17 protein-coding genes and 1 pseudogene are annotated in these 22,243 nt (G+C 64.7%); 10 read left to right on the forward strand and 8 right to left on the reverse strand.

Annotation, left to right across the window (positions count from 1 at the left end):
• Window positions 1-32: 32 nt before the first annotated feature.
• From OKW26_RS37820 to zwf, 3 genes are all read right to left on the reverse strand, one after another.
• Complete coding sequence (locus OKW26_RS37820; RefSeq protein ID WP_187614126.1) at window positions 33-1,949, reverse strand: bifunctional transcriptional regulator/glucokinase; 1,917 nt, start codon at window positions 1,947-1,949, stop codon at window positions 33-35.
• Window positions 1,927-2,643, reverse strand: coding sequence for a 6-phosphogluconolactonase (gene pgl / locus OKW26_RS37825; protein ID WP_429356766.1), 717 nt, complete (start codon window positions 2,641-2,643; stop codon window positions 1,927-1,929). Before pgl ends, OKW26_RS37820 begins: the two co-directional genes overlap by 23 nt.
• A 193-nt stretch (window positions 2,644-2,836) precedes the next feature.
• Complete coding sequence (gene zwf / locus OKW26_RS37830) at window positions 2,837-4,300, reverse strand: glucose-6-phosphate dehydrogenase (RefSeq protein WP_184059614.1); 1,464 nt, start codon at window positions 4,298-4,300, stop codon at window positions 2,837-2,839.
• A 599-nt stretch (window positions 4,301-4,899) separates the two neighbouring features.
• Here zwf and OKW26_RS37835 point away from each other — a divergent pair.
• From OKW26_RS37835 to OKW26_RS37850, 4 genes are all read left to right on the forward strand, one after another.
• Complete coding sequence (locus OKW26_RS37835) at window positions 4,900-6,147, forward strand: ABC transporter substrate-binding protein (RefSeq protein ID WP_184059612.1); 1,248 nt, start codon at window positions 4,900-4,902, stop codon at window positions 6,145-6,147.
• Window positions 6,148-6,362: 215 nt separating this feature from the next.
• Complete coding sequence (locus OKW26_RS37840) at window positions 6,363-7,301, forward strand: carbohydrate ABC transporter permease (protein WP_184059610.1); 939 nt, start codon at window positions 6,363-6,365, stop codon at window positions 7,299-7,301.
• Window positions 7,291-8,148, forward strand: a complete 858-nt coding sequence (locus OKW26_RS37845; RefSeq protein ID WP_429356767.1) for a carbohydrate ABC transporter permease — start codon at window positions 7,291-7,293, stop codon at window positions 8,146-8,148. The genes OKW26_RS37840 and OKW26_RS37845 overlap by 11 nt, the downstream gene beginning before the upstream one ends.
• A 93-nt stretch (window positions 8,149-8,241) precedes the next feature.
• The gene (locus OKW26_RS37850) at window positions 8,242-9,357 is read left to right on the forward strand and encodes an ABC transporter ATP-binding protein (RefSeq protein WP_429356768.1); all 1,116 of its coding nucleotides are present in this window, start codon (window positions 8,242-8,244) and stop codon (window positions 9,355-9,357) included.
• 84 nt (window positions 9,358-9,441) lie between these two features.
• On the opposite strand, the gene OKW26_RS37855 is transcribed toward OKW26_RS37850, so the two are convergent.
• The 4 genes from OKW26_RS37855 to trxB form a co-directional block, all read right to left on the reverse strand.
• Window positions 9,442-10,362 (reverse strand): LysR family transcriptional regulator, encoded by a 921-nt coding sequence (locus tag OKW26_RS37855; RefSeq protein ID WP_429356769.1) that lies wholly within the window; start codon window positions 10,360-10,362, stop codon window positions 9,442-9,444.
• A 130-nt stretch (window positions 10,363-10,492) separates the two neighbouring features.
• Entirely contained in the window at window positions 10,493-11,152 is a 660-nt protein-coding gene (locus OKW26_RS37860) for a glutathione S-transferase family protein (RefSeq protein ID WP_429356770.1), read from the reverse strand.
• Window positions 11,153-11,269: 117 nt separating this feature from the next.
• Window positions 11,270-12,037, reverse strand: coding sequence for a Smr/MutS family protein (locus tag OKW26_RS37865; protein ID WP_429357167.1), 768 nt, complete (start codon window positions 12,035-12,037; stop codon window positions 11,270-11,272).
• 203 nt (window positions 12,038-12,240) lie between these two features.
• On the reverse strand, window positions 12,241-13,242 hold the full coding sequence (trxB, locus tag OKW26_RS37870) for a thioredoxin-disulfide reductase (protein ID WP_429356771.1): 1,002 nt from the start codon (window positions 13,240-13,242) through the stop codon (window positions 12,241-12,243).
• Window positions 13,243-13,633: 391 nt separating this feature from the next.
• On the opposite strand from trxB, the gene OKW26_RS37875 reads away from it, so the two are divergent.
• The 4 genes from OKW26_RS37875 to OKW26_RS37890 all read left to right on the forward strand — a co-directional run bounded on the left by OKW26_RS37875 (window position 13,634) and on the right by OKW26_RS37890 (window position 17,795).
• Window positions 13,634-15,943 carry a DNA translocase FtsK gene (locus OKW26_RS37875; protein ID WP_184021169.1) on the forward strand — a complete coding sequence of 770 codons (2,310 nt, stop codon included), beginning with the start codon at window positions 13,634-13,636 and terminating at the stop codon, window positions 15,941-15,943.
• A 151-nt stretch (window positions 15,944-16,094) separates the two neighbouring features.
• Window positions 16,095-16,838, forward strand: a complete 744-nt coding sequence (gene lolA / locus OKW26_RS37880; RefSeq protein ID WP_429356772.1) for an outer membrane lipoprotein chaperone LolA — start codon at window positions 16,095-16,097, stop codon at window positions 16,836-16,838.
• 334 nt (window positions 16,839-17,172) lie between these two features.
• The gene (locus OKW26_RS37885) at window positions 17,173-17,403 is read left to right on the forward strand and encodes a hypothetical protein (RefSeq protein WP_184059600.1); all 231 of its coding nucleotides are present in this window, start codon (window positions 17,173-17,175) and stop codon (window positions 17,401-17,403) included.
• A 203-nt stretch (window positions 17,404-17,606) separates the two neighbouring features.
• Window positions 17,607-17,795 carry a hypothetical protein gene (locus OKW26_RS37890; protein WP_244144826.1) on the forward strand — a complete coding sequence of 63 codons (189 nt, stop codon included), beginning with the start codon at window positions 17,607-17,609 and terminating at the stop codon, window positions 17,793-17,795.
• 123 nt (window positions 17,796-17,918) lie between these two features.
• Here OKW26_RS37890 and cytX read toward each other — a convergent pair whose 3' ends face one another.
• Window positions 17,919-19,235 carry a putative hydroxymethylpyrimidine transporter CytX gene (gene cytX / locus OKW26_RS37895; protein ID WP_184045622.1) on the reverse strand — a complete coding sequence of 439 codons (1,317 nt, stop codon included), beginning with the start codon at window positions 19,233-19,235 and terminating at the stop codon, window positions 17,919-17,921.
• 212 nt (window positions 19,236-19,447) lie between these two features.
• Here cytX and OKW26_RS37900 point away from each other — a divergent pair.
• Window positions 19,448-20,762 (forward strand): annotated as a pseudogene (locus tag OKW26_RS37900) (replication-associated recombination protein A).
• Window positions 20,763-20,826: 64 nt separating this feature from the next.
• Window positions 20,827-22,122 carry a serine--tRNA ligase gene (gene serS / locus OKW26_RS37905; protein WP_090803484.1) on the forward strand — a complete coding sequence of 432 codons (1,296 nt, stop codon included), beginning with the start codon at window positions 20,827-20,829 and terminating at the stop codon, window positions 22,120-22,122.
• The last annotated feature ends 121 nt before the right edge of the window (window positions 22,123-22,243 follow it).

Raw genomic sequence — 22,243 nt, forward strand, 5'->3', positions numbered from 1 at the left:
GCAAGCGGATCGGGACAGCCGTTCACGGAGGCTCAGTCGCGCGCCGACGAAGCAGCGCCGTGACTGAGCCAGTCGAGCACGGCCGTCGCGTCGTCGTCGGCGCCTTCGCGCGCTTTCTCGACCGTCTCGGCGACGTCGTCGCTCGGCACCGCGCGCCGAATCGCCACACCGACCGCGAGAATGTCGATCATCACGAGGTGCAGGATGCGCGAGATCATCGACAGTTGCGACTCGCGAATCTCGATGTGATCGGTTTCCAGCGCGACCGTCGCACGCTTCGCGAGCGGGGTGTTGCTCGACGTGATCGCGATCACCTGCGCGCCGGCCTGCATCGCGACGTCGAGCACGCGCAGCAGCTCGGGCGCGCGCCCCGACTTCGACACCGCGACGATCACGTCGCCCTTGCCGAGCAGCGCGGCCGAGGCCGCCTGCATGTACAGGTCACCGTACGCGATGGTCGGAATGCCGAAGCGGAAGAACTTGTAGTGCGCGTCCTGCGCGACGATGTTCGAATTGCCGAGTCCGTAGAACTCGATGCGCCGCGCGCCGTTCAGCAGGTCGATGGCGCGTTCCACGTGCTCGAAGTTCAGATGCTCGCGCAATTGCAGAATCGCGGACACGGTGTTGTCGAGCACCTTCGCGCCGAAGTCGGTCGCGGTGTCGCCGAGATGCACCTGGCTGTGGCTGACCGGAATCGTGCCGGTCAAACCGGTCGCGAGCTTGAGCTTGAAGTCCGACAGCCCCTGGCAGCCGAGCGAGCGGCAGAAGCGGATCACGGTCGGCTGACTGACGTCGGCCTTGCGCGCGATGTCGACGATCGGATCGTTGATGATCGAACGCGGGTGGTTCAACGCGAGTTCGGCGACGCGGCGCTCGGCCGGCGTCAGCGCATCGCGCATCTGGCGAATCCGCTCGAACACCGCCGACGAGCTGCCGCCCGCGCGGTTCGACAGCTGCTCCGCCAGAATCGCCGATACGCCGAGGAACGCCGGGTATTCGGCGGTAATCACATAGGTCGGCACGTTCTGCAGATACGCCTCGAAGCGGCCCTTCGCCTCGAAGCGCTGGCGGAACGATGAACGCGCGAAGAACTCGCCGAGGCGTGGCACGACGCCGCCGCCGATATAGATGCCGCCGAGCGCGCCGAGCGTCACCGCGATATTGCCGGCGAAGGTGCCGAGAATGCCGCAGAACACGTCGACCGATTCAGCCGCGAGCGGCTCGCCTTCGAGCGCGCGCTTGACCACATCGGCGGTATTGACGCTGGCCGGCACGCGCTTCTTGTCGCGGCCCGCGAGCGCGCGATAGATCACCTCGATGCCGGGCCCCGCGGCCACGCGTTCGAACGACACGTGCGACCACTTCTTGCGCGCGTACTGCAGCACGATATCTTCACGCTCGTCGGCGGGCGCGAAGGTGGCGTGGCCGCCTTCGCTGCCGAGCGCGATCCAGCGGTCGTCGGCGGGAATCAGGCCCGACACGCCCATGCCGGTGCCGGGGCCGAGCAGGCCGATCACGCTGTTCGGCCGGCGCTGGCCACCGCCCACCTGCACGCGCTGAGCATCGGTGAGGCCGGGCAGCGCCATCGCGAGCGCGGTGAAGTCGTTGACCACGAGCAGCGTGTCGAAGCCGAGCGCGCGGCGCGTCGCTTCGATCGAAAAGGTCCAGTCGTGATTGGTCATGCTGACCTGGTCGCCGTCGACCGGGTTCGCAATCGCGATCGCCGCGTGATTGACGCGGCCGATCTTCGTGTCCTTCAGATACTTCTTGATGACGTCGGCGACACTCGGGTAGTCGGCGCAAGGATAGATCTGCACCGAGCCGATTTCGCCGGGGCCCGTCTCGAGCGCGAAACGCGCATTGGTACCGCCGATGTCGGCCAGGAGCCTCGGTCCATCGGCGTGCTGGACCGCGCCCGGCACAGCTTTAGTTTGCACACCAGTAGACATCGAGTCTCACTCCCTTGTCGTTCGCCAGCTGCGAGATGGCATTTTTTTGTAGCGCGGCGGACGCGGCGTTGAGCACGTCCATCTTGCGCGGCCCTGCGATCAGCAGAAACAGATGCTTCACGTCCTTCAGCGCGGACAGCGACCAGCTCACGCGCGCGTGCGGCGCCGCGCCCGGATGCACGGCGACGAAACGCTCGGTCGTGTTGATCGCGTGATCCCATTCGGGCGCGTCGGCGAAGATCGACGCGGTGTGGCCGTCTTCGCCCATGCCCAGCACCGCGACGTCGGGCGCCATGGCAAAGCGCGCGTCCGCGTTCAGCGCGGCGACGTGCGAATGCAGATCCTGGGTGGTGTCGACGAGCGGCCAGAAGGTCGCGTGTTGCGCCGCGTTCTGCAGCAACGTGGCGCGCGCGAGCTGCGCGTTGCTCGCGCTATCGGTCTCCGGCACCCAGCGGTCGTCGACCAGCGTGATCGCGATGCGGGGCCAGTCGAACGTCTGCGTCGACAACGTTTGCAGGAACGGACGCGGGCTGCTGCCGCCGGACACGGCCAGCATGGCCGGGCGCGCGAGCGGGGTTGACGTGCCGGTGCCGGCCGCCTGTGCGGCAAGCGACGCATGTAACGCGTCGCCCACCGCTTTCGCCAGCGCGTCGGATTGGGCGCGCTGGTCGTCGAAAGCGTGAAGCTCGATCACTTCTCCTCCGTGCTGCTTTCTTGTTAGGTCTGCGGAATCAGCCTGACTGCTCTCGCACGATGCCTGCAAGGCGGGTGGCCTGCAAACGCATGACGCGATACCGGCGCGACTCCGTTCAGTTCGTCGGTGGTGTTGCCGGCGCCGCGCGCCGAGGTGTTCATCGCGCGCGGCGCCGTTCATCGATTCATCAAATTCAATTCTCTTCCTCGAGCCAGCAGGTGCCGTGCTGGGCGAGCATCGCGCTCGCCGCGGCCGGTCCCCACGTGCCCGCCGCGTACGGCTTGGGCGGCTTGGTCGAGGCCTTCCACTCGTTCAGGATCGGCTCGACCCAACGCCATGCGGCTTCCTGTTCGTCGCGCCGCACGAACAGCGCGAGGCGCCCGTGGATCACGTCGAGCAGCAGCCGCTGATAGGCCTCCATCTGGCCTTCGCGGAAGAACCGGTCGAACGCGAGATCGAGGTATACGCTCGCGAGGTTCATACCCTCGCCGGGCTGCTTCGCGAGACAGTACAGACGAATCGTCTCGTTCGGCTGCAGACGGATCACGAGGCGGTTCGCGCCCGCGCGCAGCGCCGACGCGCCAAGCGCCGAATGCGGCACCGCACGGAAATTCACGACGATCTCGGCGACGCGATCGGCGAGCCGCTTGCCCGTGCGCAGGAAAAACGGCACGCCGGCCCAGCGCCAGTTCTCGATCTCGACCTTCAGCGCGACGAAGGTCTCGGTCGAGCTATCGGGCTTCACGCCGTGCTCGGTCGCGTAGGCCGGGACCGTGTTGCCACGGATCACGCCCGAATGATACTGGCCGCGCACCGCGACCTTGCCGATTTCCTGCGGCTCGACCGGTTTGAGCGCGCGCAGCACGCGCAGCTTTTCGTCGCGCACCGAGTCGGAATCCATCGAGTGGGGCGGCTCCATCGCGACGATCGACAGCAACTGCAACAGGTGGTTCTGCACCATGTCGCGCAGCGCGCCGGTATTGTCGTAGAAGTCGCCGCGCGCTTCGACGCCGAGTTCCTCGGCGATCGTGATCTGGATGCTTTCGACCCACTCGCGGCGCCACAGCGGCTCGAACAGCGCATTGCCGAAGCGCAGCGCGAGCAGGTTCTGCACCGGCTCTTTGCCGAGGTAATGGTCGATCCGGTAGATCTGTTCTTCCGCGAAGATTTCGCCGACCGCATCATTAATTGCGTTCGACGACTTCAGGTCGTAGCCGAGCGGCTTCTCGAGCACGATGCGCGCATTGTGGTTCAGGCCCACCGCGGCGAGCGCATGGCAGATCGGCACGAACAGCGACGGACCCGTTGCCAGATAGAACACGCGGATGCCGGGCATCTCCTGGATCGCGTCGCGCAGTTGCGCGAAGTCATCCGGATTGCCGAGATCGATCTTCACGAACTCGATGCGCGCGAGGAAGCTCGTCCACGCGGCTTCGTCGAGGCCGTTCTTCGACACATGCGGCTTGACGTGCCCGTCGACCCACTGCAGATACTCGCCGCGATCCTCGACGTGCCGCGCGAGCGCGACGATCTTGCCGCTGTCGGCGAGCATGCCGCCCGCGCGGTGCGCCTCGAACAGCGCGGGCAGGATCTTGCGCATCGACAGATCGCCGGTTCCGCCGAAGAGAACGAAGGTGAAGCTTGCGTCGGTATGCATGAGTCTCCGTCGATGTCCTGAAGGGTCGCCGCGCTGATCGGACACTGCACGCGCAGCGCCCCGGAAGAGCGACCGTAGTCCGATAAAATATTTTTTGACACTGAATTGTAGTTTAACTACAATCCAAATCAAGAGGTAGCGTTAATTCGATGAAAAAAGCGTGCGCTGTACTGACGGAATGCACGCTTTTTGCGAATCGGCGGGCGTCCCCGGCACGCTAACGGACAATGGGACAACGCCTTCCGGTACGCGCCAGCAGGGTGCCGGCGGACCTTACGGAAAGCCGGGGAGTCGACGGGCTTGCGGGGTCGTTGCCCGCAGCCGACGTCAGGCTGGCGTCGAGTTGGCGTATGAGGTACCTCGAGTCTGCAGCGCGATGCGGGCAGGCAAAAATCAAAAGAGGAGACAGTCAGTTGCATCCCGAACCACTCACCTCTTGAGCGTCCAGCGGCCGGACATCGGTCCGCCGGCACATGCCCTCGCGCATGCGCCCGACCGTGCTCGATCGCCAGTGTTTTGCCTGTTTGAACCAACCACAGCACCCTGGCGACATCAGGGGCCATTCGTTTTTTTGTTCAGGTGTCTGGAGGAGATAAGCAATGAAATTTCGCGCGATCATGGGCGCTCTGTGCGCTGCGGGTCTGATGTGTGGCGTGTCGGCCGTGCAGGCCGCCGAGTCGATCGAAGTGCTGCACTGGTGGACTTCGGGCGGCGAATCCAAGGCCGTCGGCGTCCTCAAGGACGACATGACGAAGCAGGGCTACACGTGGAAGGACTTCGCGGTCGCGGGCGGCGCTGGCGCGGCTGCCATGACGGCACTGAAGACGCAGGTGATCTCGGGCAACGCACCGAGCGCCGCGCAGATCAAGGGTCCGCTGATCCAGGAATGGGCTTCGCAGGGCGTGCTGGTGCCAATCGACTCGGTCGCGGGCGACTGGAAGAAGAACCTGCCGCCGGAAATCGACAAGATCATTCGCGCGGACGGCCACTACGTCGCCGCTCCCTTCTCGGTGCACCGCGTGAACTGGCTGTACATCAACAAGGCTGCGCTGGACAAGGCAGGCGGCAAGGTGCCGACCACGTGGCCTGAGTTCTTCGCGGTGGCCGACAAGATGAAGGCCGCGGGCATCCAGCCGATCGCGATGGGCGGCCAGCCTTGGCAGGACCTGACGCTGTGGGAAGACGTCGTGCTGTCGCAGGGCGCGGACTTCTACAAGAAGGCGCTCGTCGACCTCGACGAGAAGACGCTGACCTCGGACAAGATGGTCGGCGTGTTCGACACGGTCCGCAAGATCCAGGGCTACTTCGACGCGGGTCGCACGGGCCGTGACTGGAACCTCGCGACGGCCATGGTCATCAACGGCAAGGCCGGCATGCAGTTCATGGGCGACTGGGCGAAGGGCGAATTCACCAACGCCGGCAAGAAGTCGGGCACGGACTACGTCTGCGCCGTGGTGCCGGGCACGGAGAAGGCCTACACGTTCAACGTCGACTCGTTCGTGTTCTTCCAGCAGAAGGGCCAGAAGGCCGCGACGCCGGGCCAGCTCGCGCTCGCGAAGACGATCATGTCGCCGGCGTTCCAGGAGCAGTTCAGCCTGTACAAGGGCTCGATCCCGGTGCGTCTCGGCGTGCCGATGGACAAGTTCGACGACTGCGCGAAGAAGTCGTACGCGGATGAGCAGATTGCGATCAAGGCCGGCGGTTATGTGCCGTCGCTCGCTCACGGCATGGCTCAGCCGGATGCCGCGGCAGGCGCGATCTCCGACGTCGTCACGAAGTTCATGAACTCGCAGGAAGATTCGAAGACCGCGGTTCAGGCTCTCGCGAAGGCAGCGAAGACCAAGTAAGCGTAAGTACGAAGCGTTGCGCCCGGCGGCTTGCATCCGAAGCACCGGGCGCGCCCTTCGGGCCGTGGGGGATCGGACCTCGCTGCTTTCGTTCGCAGCGCAGTCCGGCGCCACCCGGCTCACCCTGGTTTCATGGAGTCACACCCAGACCGTCGCGGTTCCGCGCCATGCGCGCATGGGCATCCCGGCGGTACAGTTTCAGCAGGAGTCGAGTAGTGACTGCTTCCATCAGCGGGAACGGGAAAACGGCCACCGTCACCCGCCGCACGTCGCCCATGGCGGCCCTTGCCGATCGCTATATTCCGAAGCTGGTGCTCGCACCCAGCGTCGTGATCAGCCTGATCTTCGTGTATGGCTTTATCGCAATCACCGGCTATCTGTCGCTGTCTACTTCGCGGCTGATGCCTCGTTGGGAGTTCGCGGGTCTCGACCGCTATCGCGAACTGTTCCAGAACGACGTGTTCTGGACTTCGGCCGCGAACCTCGGCTGGTTCGGCATTCCGTTCATCGGTATCTGCATCGGTCTGGGTCTGTTGCTCGCGATCCTGCTCGATCAGCAGATCCGCAACGAAGGCGCGCTGCGCGCCGTGTTCCTGTATCCGATGGCGCTGTCGTTCATCGTGACCGGCACCGCGTGGCAATGGATTCTGACGCCGAGCATCGGCATCGAGAAGGTGTTTCACGACTGGGGCTGGACGAGCTTCTCGTTCAACTGGCTCGGCGACCCGGACAGGGCGATCTTCTGTATCGTGATCGCGGCGGTCTGGCAGTCCACCGGCTTCGTGATGGCGCTGTTCCTCGCCGGCTTGCGCGGCGTCGACAGCGAGATCTTCAAGGCCGCGCAGATGGACGGCGCGAACCTGCCGACCATCTACCGCAAGATCGTGATTCCGAGCATGCGGCCGGTGTTCTTCTCCGTGCTGCTGATCCTTTGCCACATCACCATCAAGACGTTCGACCTGGTCGTCGCGCTGACCGCCGGCGGTCCGGGCACGTCGTCGTCGCTGCCGGCCATTTTCATGTACACGTTTTCGTTCAACCGTGGGCAACTCGGCGTCGGCGCGGCATCGTCGATCATGATGCTCGCTACCGTAGTGGCCGTGCTCGTGCCGCTGATGTATCTGGAATCGAGGAGCACCCGCAATGCAGCCTAAGATGACGATTAGCCGTGCCGTCATTTACGCGGCCCTGGTTCTGTTCGCGCTGTACTTCCTGTTCCCGCTGTATGTGATGCTGTCGACGTCGTTCAAGGACATCGACCAGTTGCGCGCCGGCAACCTGCTGACGCCGCCGACGAGCTGGACCTTCGCGCCGTGGCTCAAGGCGTGGAGCGGCGCGTGTACGGGGGTGCGTTGCGACGGCATGCAGCCGTTCTTCATGAACTCGGTGCGCATGGTGATTCCGGCCGTGCTGATCTCGTCGATCATCGGCGCGTTCAACGGCTACGTGCTCACGCACTGGCGGTTCCGCGGCGCCGATCCGATCTTCACGATGCTGCTGGTCGGCTGCTTCATTCCGTTCCAGGCGATCCTGCTGCCGATGGCGCGCCTCGAAGGCATCCTCGGCCTCGCGAACACGGTGAGCGGCCTCGTGCTCGTGCACGTGATCTACGGTATCGCGTTCACGACGATGTTCTTCCGCAACTTCTACGTGAGCGTGCCGGCTGAACTCGTGAAGGCCGCGCGGATCGACGGTGCGGGTTTCTTCACGATCTTCACGAAGATCCTGCTGCCGGTGTCGCTGCCGATCTTCATGGTGTGCCTGATCTGGCAATTCACGCAGATCTGGAACGACTTCCTGTTCGGTATCGTGTTTTCCGGCGTCGATTCGATGCCGATCACCGTGGCGCTGAACAACCTCGTCAACACCTCGACCGGCGTGAAGGAATACAACGTGGACATGGCCGGCGCGATCATCGCGGCGCTGCCCACGCTGCTCGTCTATATCATCGCCGGACGTTACTTCGTGCGCGGCCTGACCGCGGGCGCGGTGAAGGGCTAAATCACCCTGGAGCGACGGCGTTACACCGAACGCGTGCCGTCGTCGCCTGACAAGACGTTTTCAAGCAGTACCAGAGACTAGAGGATTCACAGCATGGCAAGCCTTTCCATCCGTGACGTGTACAAGACCTACCCGAACGGGGTGCCGGTTCTGAAGGGTGTCGACATCGACATCGAGGACGGCCAGTTCCTGATTCTGGTCGGCGGCTCGGGCTGCGGTAAGTCGACGCTGCTCAACATGATTGCCGGTCTCGAAACCGTGACCAAGGGCGAGATCCAGATCGACGGCAAGACGGTCAACAACCTGTCGCCGAAAGATCGCGACATCGCGATGGTGTTCCAGTCATACGCGCTGTACCCGTCGATGACGGTGCGCGAGAACATCTCGTTCGGCCTGAACATCCGCAAGGTGCCGAAGCGGGAGCAGACGCAGATCGTCGAGCGCGTGTCGAACACGCTGCAGATCAAGCATCTGCTCGATCGCAAGCCGGGTCAGCTGTCGGGCGGCCAGCGTCAGCGCGTCGCGATGGGCCGCGCGCTCGCGCGCGATCCGGTGATGTTCCTGTTCGACGAGCCGCTGTCGAACCTCGACGCGAAGCTGCGTATCGAGATGCGTTCGGAAATCAAGCTGCTGCATCAGCGCCTCGGCACGACGATCGTCTACGTGACGCACGATCAGATCGAAGCGATGACGCTCGGCGACCGCATTGCGGTGATGAAGGACGGCATCGTTCAGCAGTTCGGCGCACCGCAGGAAATCTACGACTCGCCGTCGAACCTGTTCGTCGCGGGCTTCATCGGCGCACCGCCGATGAACTTCATCGAAGGCAAGCTGGTCGAGCAGGGCTCGGGCGTCGGCATCGAACTCGATACGGGCGTCGCGCGCAAGGTGCTGGTGCTGCCGTTCGATTCGGCGAAGGTGCGCTCGCACGTCGGCAACAACGTGATTCTCGGCCTGCGTCCGGAACGCATCACCGATGCGCGCGGCGCGCACGGCGACGACTCGAAGCTGCAGCCGGTCGAAGTGAAGGTCGACGTGATCGAGCCGACCGGTCCGGACACGCTGGTGTTCGCGCAGATCAACGGCAAGCGCGTGGTGAGCCGCGTGCACCCGGCGTCGAACCCGCAACCGGAGCAGAATGCGACGCTGCTGTTCGATACGTCGAAGGCGGTGTTGTTCGATCCGGCGAATGAAGAGCGGATTGCGTAAGTCGTCGCCTAAGCGCTGAATCCGTCGCTACAGAAAAGCCCCATGCGTTGAATTGCGCATGGGGCTTCTGTTCTTTTGCAGCCGTTACGCCGCCCCGGGCAAACGCAAGTCGGGATTGTTGCGCGCGAGCTCGCTGGCCCAGTCGATAAACGCGCGCAACCGCGAACTCAGATTGCGGCGATGCGCATACAGAATCGACAGCGGTGTACCGGGGCTCGTGTAGTTGCCGAGAATCTCTGTGAGCGCGCCTTGCTCGATCAGTTCGGCGACCATGAAGCGCGACGGCTGGATGATGCCGTGGCCCAACACAGCCGCCGTGATGTACACCGAGCCGTCGTTGACGGCGAGCGTGCTATCCATCGCGACGCGCTCGATTTCGCCGTCCACTTCGTATTCGAACGGGAAGGTCCTGCCGCTGCGCGCGGACACGTAGTTGACCGCGCGATGCTCGCCGAGGTCCTCCAGTGTGGTCGGCGTGCCGAACTTGCGCAGATACGCGGGCGATGCGCACGTGACGATGCGCGCAAGCCCGATGCGCTTCGCAACGAGGCTCGACTCGTCGAGCGTGCCCATGCGGATCACGCAATCGACGCCGTCCTGGATCAGATCGATGTTGCGGTCCGCGAGACCGAGGCGTACGTCGATCGCGGGGTATTGCGCGTAGAAGTCGTCGAGCGCGGGCAGCAGCAGCGAGCGCGCCAGCGTGCCGGAGGTGTCGACGCGGATCGTCCCCGCCGGATTCTCGCGCTTGCTCGACAGCGACGACTCGGCATCGGCGACGTCGGCGAGAATGCGCACGCAGCGCTCGTAGAACGATGCGCCGTCTTCGGTCACGCTGACCTGGCGCGTCGAGCGGTTCAGGAGCCGCACGCCGACGTGTTCCTCGAGCGCCTGGATCGTGCGGCTGACCTTCGCGCGCGGCAGATCGAGCGATTCCGAAACCTTGGTGAAGCTGTTCGCTTCGACCACGCGCGTGAAGATCTCCATCGCTTCGAAACGGTCCATGGTGTGCCTTGTGGGTGGTGAGCCAGAAGAAGGGCGGGGCAGGTTTGCGACACGACAGGAAGTCTACAGCCAGCAAAACTGGTTGTCTGCCGCGTCTCGTTCGCGCGCAACTGCCACCGCCGCTCGTGGCTCAATCCCGCTCCGGCGCGCCCAGCGGAAATAGCGGCCGGTAGGGCCGCGCCTCGTCGACCGCGCGTGCGAACGAGGGCCGCGCGAGCAGCCGCTGCCGGTACGCGCGCACGTGCGCGAACGCGGGGTCGATCGGGTGCGTCCAGTCGGCGTAGAACAGGAACGGGGCGGCGCCGCAGTCGGCGAGGCTGAAGCTGTCGCCGGCGGCCCATTCGCGCTCGGCCATGTGACGGTCGAGCCATGCGTACGAAGTGTCGAGCAGCGCGCGCGCATCGGCGACGCCACGCCGGTCGCGCTCGGCTTCGGGACGCAGGCTATCGAACACGACTTTTTGCTGTGGAGTCGAAATGTAGTTGTCGAAGAAGCGGTCCATCGTGCGCACCTCGAGCGCCACGCGCGGATCGGCGGGCAACAGCGTGACAGGCCCCGGATAATGCAGGCCCAGATATTCGATGATGATGCTCGCCTCGACCACCGTGCGCCCGCCGTCGACGAGCACCGGGAAGCGCTTGATCGGCCACAGCGCGGCCAATTCGGCCATGACCTTCGGGTCGTCATGCGCGAGCACGCGCATCTCGAACGGCGTACCGTTTTCGTACAGCGCGGTCAGGGCCTTCTGGCAGTAGGACGAGAATGGATGGGCATAAAGCAGCGGGGGCATCGCGATTCACCTTTGACGGTTACACAGCACGAGTACGCGGTGACGACGAGAGCCACACCGCGCGACGGCCAGGCTGGCCGTTTACCCCACGACGAACGACGGCCGAAAAAATCGACCTCAGACCTTCGCGCTCGCCCCATGCGGCGGCAACGACCCCGGCTGCAACAGCACGACCACCGCGCCGGCGCCGCCGTCATGCGGGCGCGCCTGACAGAACGCGATCACTTCGGATTTCTGCACGAGCCATGCGCGCACTTTGCCCTTCAGCACCGGCTCCTTGCCGATCGACCCCAGACCCTTGCCGTGAATCACGCGCAGGCAGCGCAGGCCGCGTTTGGCCGATTCGCGGATGAATTCCGCGAGCGCCTCGCGCGCCTCTTCGCGCCGCATGCCGTGCAGGTCGATCTGCGCCTGCACGATCCAGTCGCCGCGCCGCAGCTTGCGCACTACGTCGCGGCTCAAGCCGGGGCGGCAATACGACAGCGTTTCGTCGGTTTCGAGCAGCACTTCGGGGTCGAATTCGTCGGAGATCGCTTCGTGCAGCACCGCCTCCTCGTCGAGCAGCGTCTGCACCGGCAGCGGCGGCGGGGGATTGCGCGTGAGCGTCGCGCGCGGCGCAATCGCGAGCGGCGCGACTTCGCCGATCTCACGGCGGAACAGATCGGCGTCGGCGGCCGCTTCGCGCTGCGCCGCTCGCGTCGCCGCCTGTTCGCGCTCGCGCCGCTCGGCTTCGCCCTTCAACGCTTCACGCAACGCACCGAGTCCGGCGAGCCCCGATGCGCGATCGAGCTTCGGTGCGACGGCGGGCGCAGCCGTTGCGGGCGCGGGACGCGTGGCGGCTTGCGGGCGTTTCGGTTCGTTCGGATGGGGCTGATTCTTCGGCATGTCGGCAATACAGGCGGAAAGGTCGGTCGGTGGTGCTGCCAACGCGCTCGATGCACATTGACAAGACGGCAAAAACGACAAAGGCCGCCGGCATTTCAGCCGCGGCCTTCGTGAGCCAATGACAGCAGCGCTGCGCCACCGTCATTTTACTGTCGCGCCCGTTTGTCGGGACTTCGTCTCGACATACGGCAGCGCGGCGCGGATCAGCGGTCCGCTTCCGCGCTCATCGCGTGCTCGCCGGCCATTTCGTTGATGGTCTCGAGATAGCGCTGCGCGTCGAGCGCGGCCATACAGCCGGTGCCCGCGCTGGTGATCGCCTGGCGATAGATGTGGTCCTGCACGTCGCCCGCGGCGAACACGCCCGGCACGCTGGTCGCGGTCGCGAAACCGTTCAGGCCGCCCTTCGTGATGATGTAGCCGTTCTTCATCTCGAGCTGGCCGTCGAAGATGTCCGTGTTCGGCTTGTGGCCGATCGCGACGAACAGGCCCTGCAGCGCGATGTCAGTGGTCTCGCCACTCTGCGTGTGCTTGATGCGCAGGCCGGTCACGCCGGAGTTGTCGCCGGTTACTTCTTCGAGCACATGGTTCCACTTGATCTCGACGACGCCTTCCTTCTCCTTCGCGAGCAGACGGTCGATCAGGATCGGCTCGGCGCGGAACTTGTCGCGGCGATGGATCACGGTCACCTTCTTCGCGATGCCGGCGAGGTAGAGCGCCTCTTCGACGGCCGTATTGCCGCCGCCGATCACGGCGACGTGCTGCTGCTTGTAGAAGAAGCCGTCGCAGGTCGCGCAGGCCGACACGCCCTTGCCCATGAACGCCTCTTCCGACGGCAGGCCGAGATACTGCGCCGATGCGCCCGTCGAGATGATCAGCGAATCGCACGTGTATTCGCCCGAATCGCCGATCAGGCGAATCGGCTTCTCATCGAGCTTCGCCGTGTGGATGTGGTCGAAGATGATCTCGGTATTGAAGCGCTCGGCGTGCTCGAGGAAGCGCGCCATCAGTTCCGGGCCTTGCACGCCGTTGGCGTCGGCGGGCCAGTTTTCGACGTCGGTCGTGGTCATCAGCTGGCCGCCTTGCGCGATGCCGGTGACGAGCACCGGCGCGAGGTTGGCGCGCGCCGCGTAAACCGCCGCCGTGTAGCCGGCGGGACCGGAACCGAGAATCAGAACCTTGGCGTGTTTCGTTGCAGTTGCGGGCATGATCGAATCCTTGTACGGCGCGCGGCTCGCCGCTGCGTAGCCGTGCGTTTTTGAGCTGAAACTGTAGATGGGTATCAGTCGGGCATTATAAAGGGCGGGGCGTGCCGCTGCGCCATCAAGCTTTCTGATCGCCGCGATAGCGTGGCGGCGTGGGCGCTCGGGGCGAGCCCGCGGCGCGATACGGCGAATTCAGCGCGCCTCGCGCATGCGTCTGTGGTCAAACAGCCAGGTTACCGTCATTTACAGCCTCGCGCGGGACACAGCGTTTACAATAGCCCGGATCGAAGTTTCCGTTAGCCGGGATCGGGCCCGAAGCCGTGCGCGGCGAGGCTCGGGCCGCGTTCCCGGCGGCAGTTTCAGCCTGAACCGGCTACCCCAGGCAACAGGATCAATGGCAAAAGCTCCCTATACCGCGAGCGCGCAGGCATTGCCGCACCGCATGTCGCGCCTCTTCACCGAAATCCGCTGGATTCTGCAGGTGGCCCTCGGCGTGTTCCTGCTGATGTCGCTCGTCAGCTACAGCAGGCACGACCCGAGCTGGACCCATGCCGCGCAGGTCGACCATATCTCGAACTGGGCGGGCCGCGTCGGCGCGTGGACTTCCGACATCCTGCTGCTGCTGTTCGGTCTGTCCGCCTACTGGTGGATCGTGCTGCTCGGCCGCCACATCTCCGCGAACTACAAGCGCATCACCCGCAACGAAGAGCCGCAGGACGACGACGCGCCGCGCGGCGTCAGTTGGCTCGCGGACGCGTTCGCGTTCATGCTCGTGCTGCTGTCGTGCAACGGCCTCGAGGCGCTGCGCATGTGGTCGCTGAAGGTGCAGTTGCCGCGCGCGCCTGGCGGCGTGATCGGCGAGGCTGTCGCGCGCGGCATCTCGCATGCGCTCGGCTTCACCGGTGGCACGCTCGCGCTGCTGCTCGGTCTCGGGATCGGGCTGTCGCTGTACTTCCGTTTTTCGTGGCTGTCGGTCGCGGAGAAGGTCGGCGAATCGATCATTTCCGCGGTGACGTTCGCGAAGCTGCGCCGCGAGGCCGGGCTCGATCGCAAGCTCGGCGAAGCGGCCGCCGTGAAGCGCGAAGGCAAGGTCGAGAAGGGCCGCGTGCGCATCGAGGAGCACGAGCCCGTAGTGATCGTGCCGCCGCTCGCCACGCCGGCGAAGTCGGAGCGTGTCGAGAAGGAACGCCAGGTGCCGCTCTTTACCGATCTGCCCGGCGACTCCACGCTGCCGCCCATCGCGCTGCTCGACCCCGCGCCAGCCGCGCAGGAAACCATTTCCGCGGACACGCTCGAATTCACGTCGCGCCTGATCGAGAAGAAGCTGAAGGACTTCGGTGTCGACGTGAGCGTGGTCGCCGCGTATCCGGGGCCCGTCGTCACGCGCTATGAAATCGAGCCGGCCACGGGCGTGAAGGGCAGTCAGATCGTTAATCTCGCGAAGGATCTCGCGCGCTCGCTGTCGCTCGTGTCGATTCGCGTCGTCGAAACGATTCCGGGCAAGAACTACATGGCGTTGGAGCTGCCGAACCAGCGCCGTCAGACCGTGAGCCTGTCCGAAATTCTCGGCTCGGCCGTGTATGCGGATGCCGCGTCGCCGCTCACGATGGGTCTCGGCAAGGACATCGGCGGCAAGCCCGTGTGCGCGGATCTCGCGAAGATGCCGCATTTGCTCGTCGCCGGCACGACTGGTTCGGGCAAGTCCGTGGGTATCAACGCGATGATCCTGTCGCTGCTGTACAAGGCGAGCGCCGAGCAGGTGCGCATGATCCTGATCGATCCGAAGATGCTCGAAATGAGCGTCTACGAAGGCATCCCGCATCTGCTGTGTCCGGTCGTCACCGACATGCGCCAGGCGGGCCACGCGCTGAACTGGGCGGTCGCCGAAATGGAGCGCCGCTACAAGCTGATGAGCAAGGTCGGCGTGCGTAACCTCGCCGGCTACAACAACAAGATCGACGAAGCGGCCAAGCGCGAAGAGAAGCTGCCGAATCCGTTCAGCCTGACGCCGGACGATCCGGAACCGCTGACGCGTTTGCCGAACATCGTGATCGTCATCGACGAACTGGCCGACCTGATGATGGTCGTCGGCAAGAAGGTCGAAGAGCTGATCGCGCGGATCGCGCAGAAGGCGCGCGCGGCCGGCATCCATCTGATTCTCGCTACGCAGCGTCCGTCGGTCGACGTGATCACCGGCCTGATCAAGGCCAACGTGCCGACCCGTATGGCGTTCCAGGTGTCGTCGAAGATCGACTCGCGCACGATTCTCGACCAGCAGGGCGCCGAGTCGCTGCTCGGCATGGGCGACATGCTCTATCTGCCGCCAGGCAGCGGTTTGCCGGTGCGCGTGCACGGCGCGTTCGTGTCGGATGATGAAGTGCATCGCGTCGTCGACAAGCTCAAGGAGCAGGGCGAGCCGAACTATATCGAGGGCATTCTCGAAGGCGGCGTGAGCGGCGAGGGCGACGAAGGCTCGGCGGGAACCGCGTCCACCGAAGGCGAGTCGGACCCGTTATACGATCAGGCGGTCGACGTCGTGCTGAAGAATCGCCGAGCGTCGATTTCACTCGTGCAGCGGCACCTGCGCATCGGCTACAACCGGGCGGCGCGTCTCCTCGAACAGATGGAGAATTCGGGCGTGGTGTCGGCGATGTCGTCGAACGGCAATCGCGAGATCCTGGCGCCGGCGCGCGAGGCGGAATAGCCGCAACGAGCCATTGCGGCCATCGCGAGCGACGCCGCGTGCACCGTCCGGTGCGCCATTGCGGCTCGACGCCGGGCCAGTCACTCTGTGTTCAGCGAGTGCGTCGAGCCGGCGCAGCCCATCACCGAATTCATTCAAGGGAGAAAAACCTATGCAAGCAATCGCGCAGCAGGATGCCCGGCAGCGTCGAGCGGGGCGCCTCGGCGAGCGCGTGTCCCGCGGCATGCGCAAGATCGCGCGCGCCGTGGGCAGTGTCGCGATCGGTGCGTCGCTGCTCGTCGCCTCGCACGCGTTCGCGAGCGGCACCGAGCAACTGAAGGCATTCATCGCGCAGGTCCATTCGGCGCGCGGCGCCTTCGTGCAGCAGGAAGTGCGCGCGCCGAGCAAGGCGCAGGGCGCGAGCGGCGCGCTGTCCGCCGCGAACCCGGCCAAGCCGACCACGTCGAGCGGCACGTTCATGTTCGCGCGGCCCGGCAAGTTCATCTGGCAATACGAGAAGCCCTACTCGCAATTGCTGCAGGCGGACGGCGACAAGTTCTACGTCTACGACAAGGATCTGAACCAGGTGACGGTGCGCCCGCTCGGCAACGCGCTCGGCGCAAGCCCGGCGGCGATCCTGTTCGGCAGCAACGATCTGGACAAGAACTTCTCGCTGCGCGACGCGGGCGTGAAGGCCGGCATCGACTGGCTCGAACTGACGCCGAAGGCGAAGGACACGCAGTTCGAGCGCGTCGGCATCGGCTTCAAGGACGGCAATCTCGAAGCGATGGAATTGCACGACGTGTTCGGTAACGTGACGCTGCTCACGTTCTCGAACATCCAGAAAAATCCGCAACTGCCGCCCGATGCATTCAAGTTCACGGTGCCGAAGGGCGCGGATGTGATCAACGGATAAACCGCGCGGTAGGCGCCGACACTGGCGCCTTTGCAAACGCCGGCGAAGCCGCGCTTGTCGAGCGCGGCTTTTTATTTCGCGCGGTGCGTGGATTGCTTAGGGATGCGCGCCCGGCGCCGCGACGAACGTTAAATCGTCGTACCGGCAGACGTAATGATTTAGTGCGAGACTGGAAAGACCGGCATTGCTCATGGGCTGGAGTTGGCGCGTCCGATCATTTTCCCAGGATTGGGTTCGTAATCTCTAACAATTTTTTGCTGCAACGCAACAAAATAACGCCTAAACTGATCGAAGGTTGTTGTCGCTTTGGATGTCTGGAAAGACGAGGCATGTCATGAGATTGTCTTCTTCACACGATTCACGCTTATCCCCGTCCCTCCATGTGTTCCAGCAGGAGGGCGGGTGGCATTGGGGAATAACCGTTCCGCGCTCGGCCGGAAGTGGTTTCAAGGTCGTTGCATATAGTGAAAAAACCTTTATCGATGAGGCCGAAGCCCATCGGGAAGGCAATCGCGCGCTTGAGCGTTTCGCCGATACGCCGACGGTTCGGCTTGAACGGCAGTAAGGCAGCAGGTTATCTAACGTATCCGGCAGCCCGTTATTTGGGTTTTAAAGCGGAGAACGCAACAATTACCGCCGGTGAGAATTTAATATGCAACCAATTGCATATTTCTTTGACTTCCGAAAAATCGTAGCGATAATGTCTCGTTTCGAGATATCGCTTTTATTTTGACTTTCGCGGAATATGAAACCACCCACGCGCTAAGCGTGGAACTGGACGGCGTAAACTATGCCGGAACTTATCGCGTAATGACCGGCACCGTCGTCGTCCATTTCGCGAACGAGAGCAAATTCGCCTCGTATGCGCCGAATCGGCCGGAGACCGTCGCCCGTTGGCTGCTCACGGATCTGTGTCGCAAGGCCGAATCGCGTCGGCGCAAAGCGGCGAAAAAATAGCCTGCGGCGCGCACTGTGATTGGCCATTCGACGGTCACAAAAAAAAGACCTGCATTTGGATTGCAGGTCTTTTTTTTATTTTGTGACAGCTGCGTCTAATGCAACGCGCTGAGGGTGACGCGCTCACGCATACGCGGTCTTGCGCGCCGATACGAACGCGTAATAGCACACCGCGCCGATCGCAAGCGACGGCAGCGTCGCGCCGACATTCGGTAGCCATTGATTGATCACCTGGTACGAGGCGATGCCGATCGCCCAAGCGACGAACGCGCTCAGGTGCCAGCCGCCCGAGAAGCCGTAGCGGCCGCGCACATCGGCGAGCACCGCGGCGTCGACGCGACGCTTGCGCACGATGAAGTGATCCATCAGCACGACGCCGAACAGCGGCGCGAATACCGAGCCGATCAGCAGCAGGAAGTTCTGGTACTTCGCCATCGGCACGAGCAGCGCGATCAGCGTGCACAGCGCACCGAACGCGGCCGACAGCAACGGCACGCTCGCGCGCGTCCAGAACGTGCCGGTCGACACCGCGGCCGAGTGGATGTCGGCGAACGCATTGTCGATTTCGTCGATCAGAATCAGCAGCAGCGCAAACCCGCCGCCCGCTTGCGCGAGCGCGCCGGTCAGCAATGCATCGCCGCCGCCGGCCGCGAGCCCGTAGACCGCGCCGAGCGCATAGAACCAGATGTTCGCGATGCCATAGCCGTATAGCGTGCCGCGGAACGTCTCGCCGGCGCGGCGGCCGAAGCGCGTGTAGTCGGCGATCAGCGGGAGCCATGACAGCGGCATCGCGACCACGAGGTCGACCGCGCCGCCGAACGACATCTCGCCGGTGCCGGGACGACGCATCAGGTCCGCGAGATTGTGGCGCGCGAGCAGGTTCCACGTGAGCCACGCGGCGCCCGCGAGCAGCAGCCAGATCCCCCACTTGCGCAGAAAGCGCCGCACGAACGACAGCGGGCCGCTGATCGCGAGCAGCGTCGCGAGCACGCCGAAGATCACGGTCCACACGAGCGGCATCGACAGGCCGAACGCCTGTTTCGCGAGCGCATCGGCGGAATCGCGCATCACGATCACCTCGAACGAGCCCCAGCCGACCAGTTGCACCATGTTCAGCACGGCCGGCACCGACGCGCCGCGCACGCCGAGCGTCGGACGCAGCGACGACATCGCCGCGAGCCCGGTGTCGGTGCCGATCACGCCCACGAGCGCGAGCAGCACGACGCCGATCACGCTGCCGAGCACGATCGCGACGAGCGCGTGCGGCAGCGACAGGCCCGGCACCAGCAGCGCGCCCGCCTGGGCGACGAGCAGGCCGATGCCGAGCGAGAACCACAGCGCGAACGCGTCGCCGGTGCGAAACGCGCGGCGCGCGTCGGGCACCGGCGTGAGCGGCGCGTAGGTGGAGCCGGCGTCGCCGGCGACGGAATCTTGAGCCATCTGATGTTCGTTCCTGTCGGTGGTGCAGTGATTCTTTGCGTCGCCGGCGCCCCGGGTCGGCCATCGCTTGGCCGCCGTCACTGTCATAATGCAGAACGTTGCCCGCCTTCGTGCCTGTGTTTCCGGCCGGGCGCGGGCTTTGCGCCTGTCCCGCGAGGCGCTGCTCCGAAGCGGTGCGTGCCCCGGAAAGCCGAGATTATCCCCAAAACGTCATGTTTGAAGAAACCCGTGCCAATGTTCCGCTCGCCGAACGCCTGCGGCCACGCAATATCGACGAAGTGATCGGCCAGTCGCATCTGCTCGGTCCGAACAAGCCGCTCAGGGTCGCGTTCGAATCGGGCGAGGCCCATTCGATGATCCTGTGGGGCCCGCCGGGCGTCGGCAAGACCACGCTCGCGCGGCTGATGGCCGATGCGTTTCACGCGCAGTTCATCGCGTTGTCGGCGGTGCTGTCGGGCGTGAAGGATATCCGCGAGGCGGTCGAGACCGCGCAGATCCATCGCGCGAACGGCCATCAGACGCTGGTGTTCGTCGACGAAGTGCATCGCTTCAACAAGAGCCAGCAAGACGCGTTCTTGCCGCACGTCGAGTCGGGCCTGTTCGTGTTCGTCGGCGCGACGACCGAGAATCCGTCGTTCGAGGTCAATAGCGCGTTGCTGTCGCGCGCCGCCGTCTACGTGCTGAAGAGCCTGACGGACGACGAGCAGCGCGAGCTGCTCGAGCGCGCGCGGAAGGAACTCGGCGGCCTCACCTTCACCGACGAAGCGCGCGCCGCGCTGATCGGATCCGCCGACGGCGACGGCCGCAAGCTGCTGAACAACCTCGAGATCGTCGCGCGCGCGGCCGCCCGGCAGAAGACCACCGAAATCGACGGCGCGTTATTGGGCAGCGCGCTCGCGGAGAATCTGCGCCGCTTCGACAAGGGCGGCGACGCCTTCTACGACCAGATCAGCGCGCTGCATAAATCCGTGCGCGGCAGCAACCCGGACGGCGCGCTGTAACTGGTTCTGCCGCATGCTCGACGGCGGCGCGGACCCGCGCTATCTCGCGCGTCGCATCGTGCGCATGGCGTGGGAAGACATCGGCCTCGCGGACCCGCGCGCCGCGCGCATCACGCTCGACGCCGCCGAAACCTACGAGCGTCTCGGTTCGCCCGAAGGTGAGCTCGCGCTTGCGCAGGCGATCATCTATCTGGCGGTCGCGCCGAAATCGAATGCCGGGTACAACGCGTACAACGAGGCGCGGCGCTTCGTCGGCAAGGACCAGTCGCGCGCGGTGCCGGTGCATCTGCGCAACGCGCCGACGAAGCTGATGAAGGAACTCGGCTACGGCCACGACTACCGCTACGCGCACGACGAACCCGATGCGTACGCGGCCGGCGAAACCTATCTGCCTGACGGCATGCGCGAGCCGCATTGGTACGAGCCGACACCGCGTGGTCTCGAAGGCAAGATCGGCGAGAAGCTCGCGCGCCTTGGCGAGCTCGATGCGCGGTGGCGCGCCGAGAACAAGCCGAAGAAGGCTTGAGGCGTTTCACCTTTGCGGGTGCGTTAAAATCGCGTTTTCATACAACGAACATCCGTCCCATCCCATGCTCGACATCCAGCTGCTGCGCAAAGACCTCGACGGCGTCGCAAAGCGCCTCGCCGACCGCGGCTATACCCTCGACGTCGCGGCCTTCACCGCGCTCGAAGCGGAACGCCGCGATACCCAGACCCGTACCGAAGAACTGCAGGCGCGCCGCAACAGCCTGTCCAAGCAGATCGGCGCGATGAAAGGACGCGGCGAAGACACGTCGGCGGTGATGGCCGAAGTCGGCGGCATCGGCGACGAGATGAAGGCGTCGGCGGTCAAGCTCGAAGACATCCAGAAGCGTCTGTCCGATCTGCTGCTCGACGTGCCGAATCTCGCGCACGAAAGCGTGCCGGTCGGCAACGACGAAGCCGGCAACGTCGAAGTGCGCCGCTGGGGCACGCCGCGCCAGTTCGACTTCGAGGTCAAGGATCACGTTGACGTCGGCACGCCGCTCGGCCTCGACTTCGAGACCGGCGCGAAGCTGTCGGGCGCGCGCTTCACGATGCTGCGCGGCCAGATTGCGCGGCTGCATCGCGCGCTCGCGCAGTTCATGATCGACACGCACACGCAGCAGCACGGCTATACCGAGATCTACACGCCGTACATCGTCAATCCCGACATCCTGTACGGCACGGGCCAGCTGCCGAAGTTCGCGGACGATATGTTCCGCGTCGAAAAGGGCGGCGGTGAACACACGGTCACGCAGTACCTGATCTCGACCTCGGAAATTTCGCTGACGAACACGGTGCGTGAGAGCATCGTCGAAGCGGACGCGCTGCCGATCAGGCTGACCGCGCACTCGCCGTGCTTCCGCTCGGAAGCGGGCTCGTATGGCCGCGACACGCGCGGCATGATCCGCCAGCATCAGTTCGACAAGGTCGAGATGGTGCAGGTCGTAGCGCCAGGCGCATCGTACGACGCGCTCGAGCAGATGGTCGGCCATGCGGAGGCGATTCTGCAAAAGCTCGAACTGCCGTATCGCGTGATCACGCTGTGCACCGGCGACATGGGCTTTTCCGCAGCGAAGACCTACGACCTGGAAGTGTGGCTGCCCGCGCAGAACACCTATCGTGAGATTTCGAGTTGCTCGAATACCGAGTCGTTCCAGGCGCGACGCATGCAGGCACGCTTCCGCAACGCGCAGGGCAAGCCGGAGCTCGTGCATACGCTCAACGGCTCGGGTCTCGCGGTGGGCCGCACGCTCGTCGCGGTGCTCGAGAACTTCCAGAACGCCGATGGCTCGGTGACGGTGCCCACGGCACTGCGGCCTTACCTCGGCGGCGTCGAGCGGCTGCAAGTGCCGGCGGCCTGAGCGTCGCCGATGCGCGCGCAGGCGCGGTGTCGTCGCGTGTCTGACGATGGATGCCGCGAACGGCATCGAGGTCCCGCGAAAATTTTTTAGAAATTTTTTGGACGAGGGGGCTTGGAAAACT

This window comes from Paraburkholderia sp. 32 (assembly GCF_050435345.1).
Taxonomy (GTDB): domain Bacteria; phylum Pseudomonadota; class Gammaproteobacteria; order Burkholderiales; family Burkholderiaceae; genus Paraburkholderia; species Paraburkholderia tuberum.

Bases quoted from the DNA above. Each gene is read 5' to 3' on its own strand.
- OKW26_RS37835 (WP_184059612.1), top strand. From the start codon at position 4,900: ATGAAATTTCGCGCGATCATGGGCGCTCTGTGCGCTGCGGGTCTGATG.
- serS (WP_090803484.1), top strand. From the start codon at position 20,827: ATGCTCGACATCCAGCTGCTGCGCAAAGACCTCGACGGCGTCGCAAAG.
- OKW26_RS37855 (WP_429356769.1), bottom strand. From the start codon at position 10,362: ATGGACCGTTTCGAAGCGATGGAGATCTTCACGCGCGTGGTCGAAGCG.
- OKW26_RS37850 (WP_429356768.1), top strand. From the start codon at position 8,242: ATGGCAAGCCTTTCCATCCGTGACGTGTACAAGACCTACCCGAACGGG.
- OKW26_RS37820 (WP_187614126.1), bottom strand. From the start codon at position 1,949: ATGTCTACTGGTGTGCAAACTAAAGCTGTGCCGGGCGCGGTCCAGCAC.
- trxB (WP_429356771.1), bottom strand. From the start codon at position 13,242: ATGCCCGCAACTGCAACGAAACACGCCAAGGTTCTGATTCTCGGTTCC.
- cytX (WP_184045622.1), bottom strand. From the start codon at position 19,235: ATGGCTCAAGATTCCGTCGCCGGCGACGCCGGCTCCACCTACGCGCCG.
- lolA (WP_429356772.1), top strand. From the start codon at position 16,095: ATGCAAGCAATCGCGCAGCAGGATGCCCGGCAGCGTCGAGCGGGGCGC.
- OKW26_RS37860 (WP_429356770.1), bottom strand. From the start codon at position 11,152: ATGCCCCCGCTGCTTTATGCCCATCCATTCTCGTCCTACTGCCAGAAG.
- zwf (WP_184059614.1), bottom strand. From the start codon at position 4,300: ATGCATACCGACGCAAGCTTCACCTTCGTTCTCTTCGGCGGAACCGGC.
- OKW26_RS37845 (WP_429356767.1), top strand. From the start codon at position 7,291: ATGCAGCCTAAGATGACGATTAGCCGTGCCGTCATTTACGCGGCCCTG.
- OKW26_RS37885 (WP_184059600.1), top strand. From the start codon at position 17,173: ATGAGATTGTCTTCTTCACACGATTCACGCTTATCCCCGTCCCTCCAT.
- OKW26_RS37875 (WP_184021169.1), top strand. From the start codon at position 13,634: ATGGCAAAAGCTCCCTATACCGCGAGCGCGCAGGCATTGCCGCACCGC.
- OKW26_RS37865 (WP_429357167.1), bottom strand. From the start codon at position 12,037: ATGCCGAAGAATCAGCCCCATCCGAACGAACCGAAACGCCCGCAAGCC.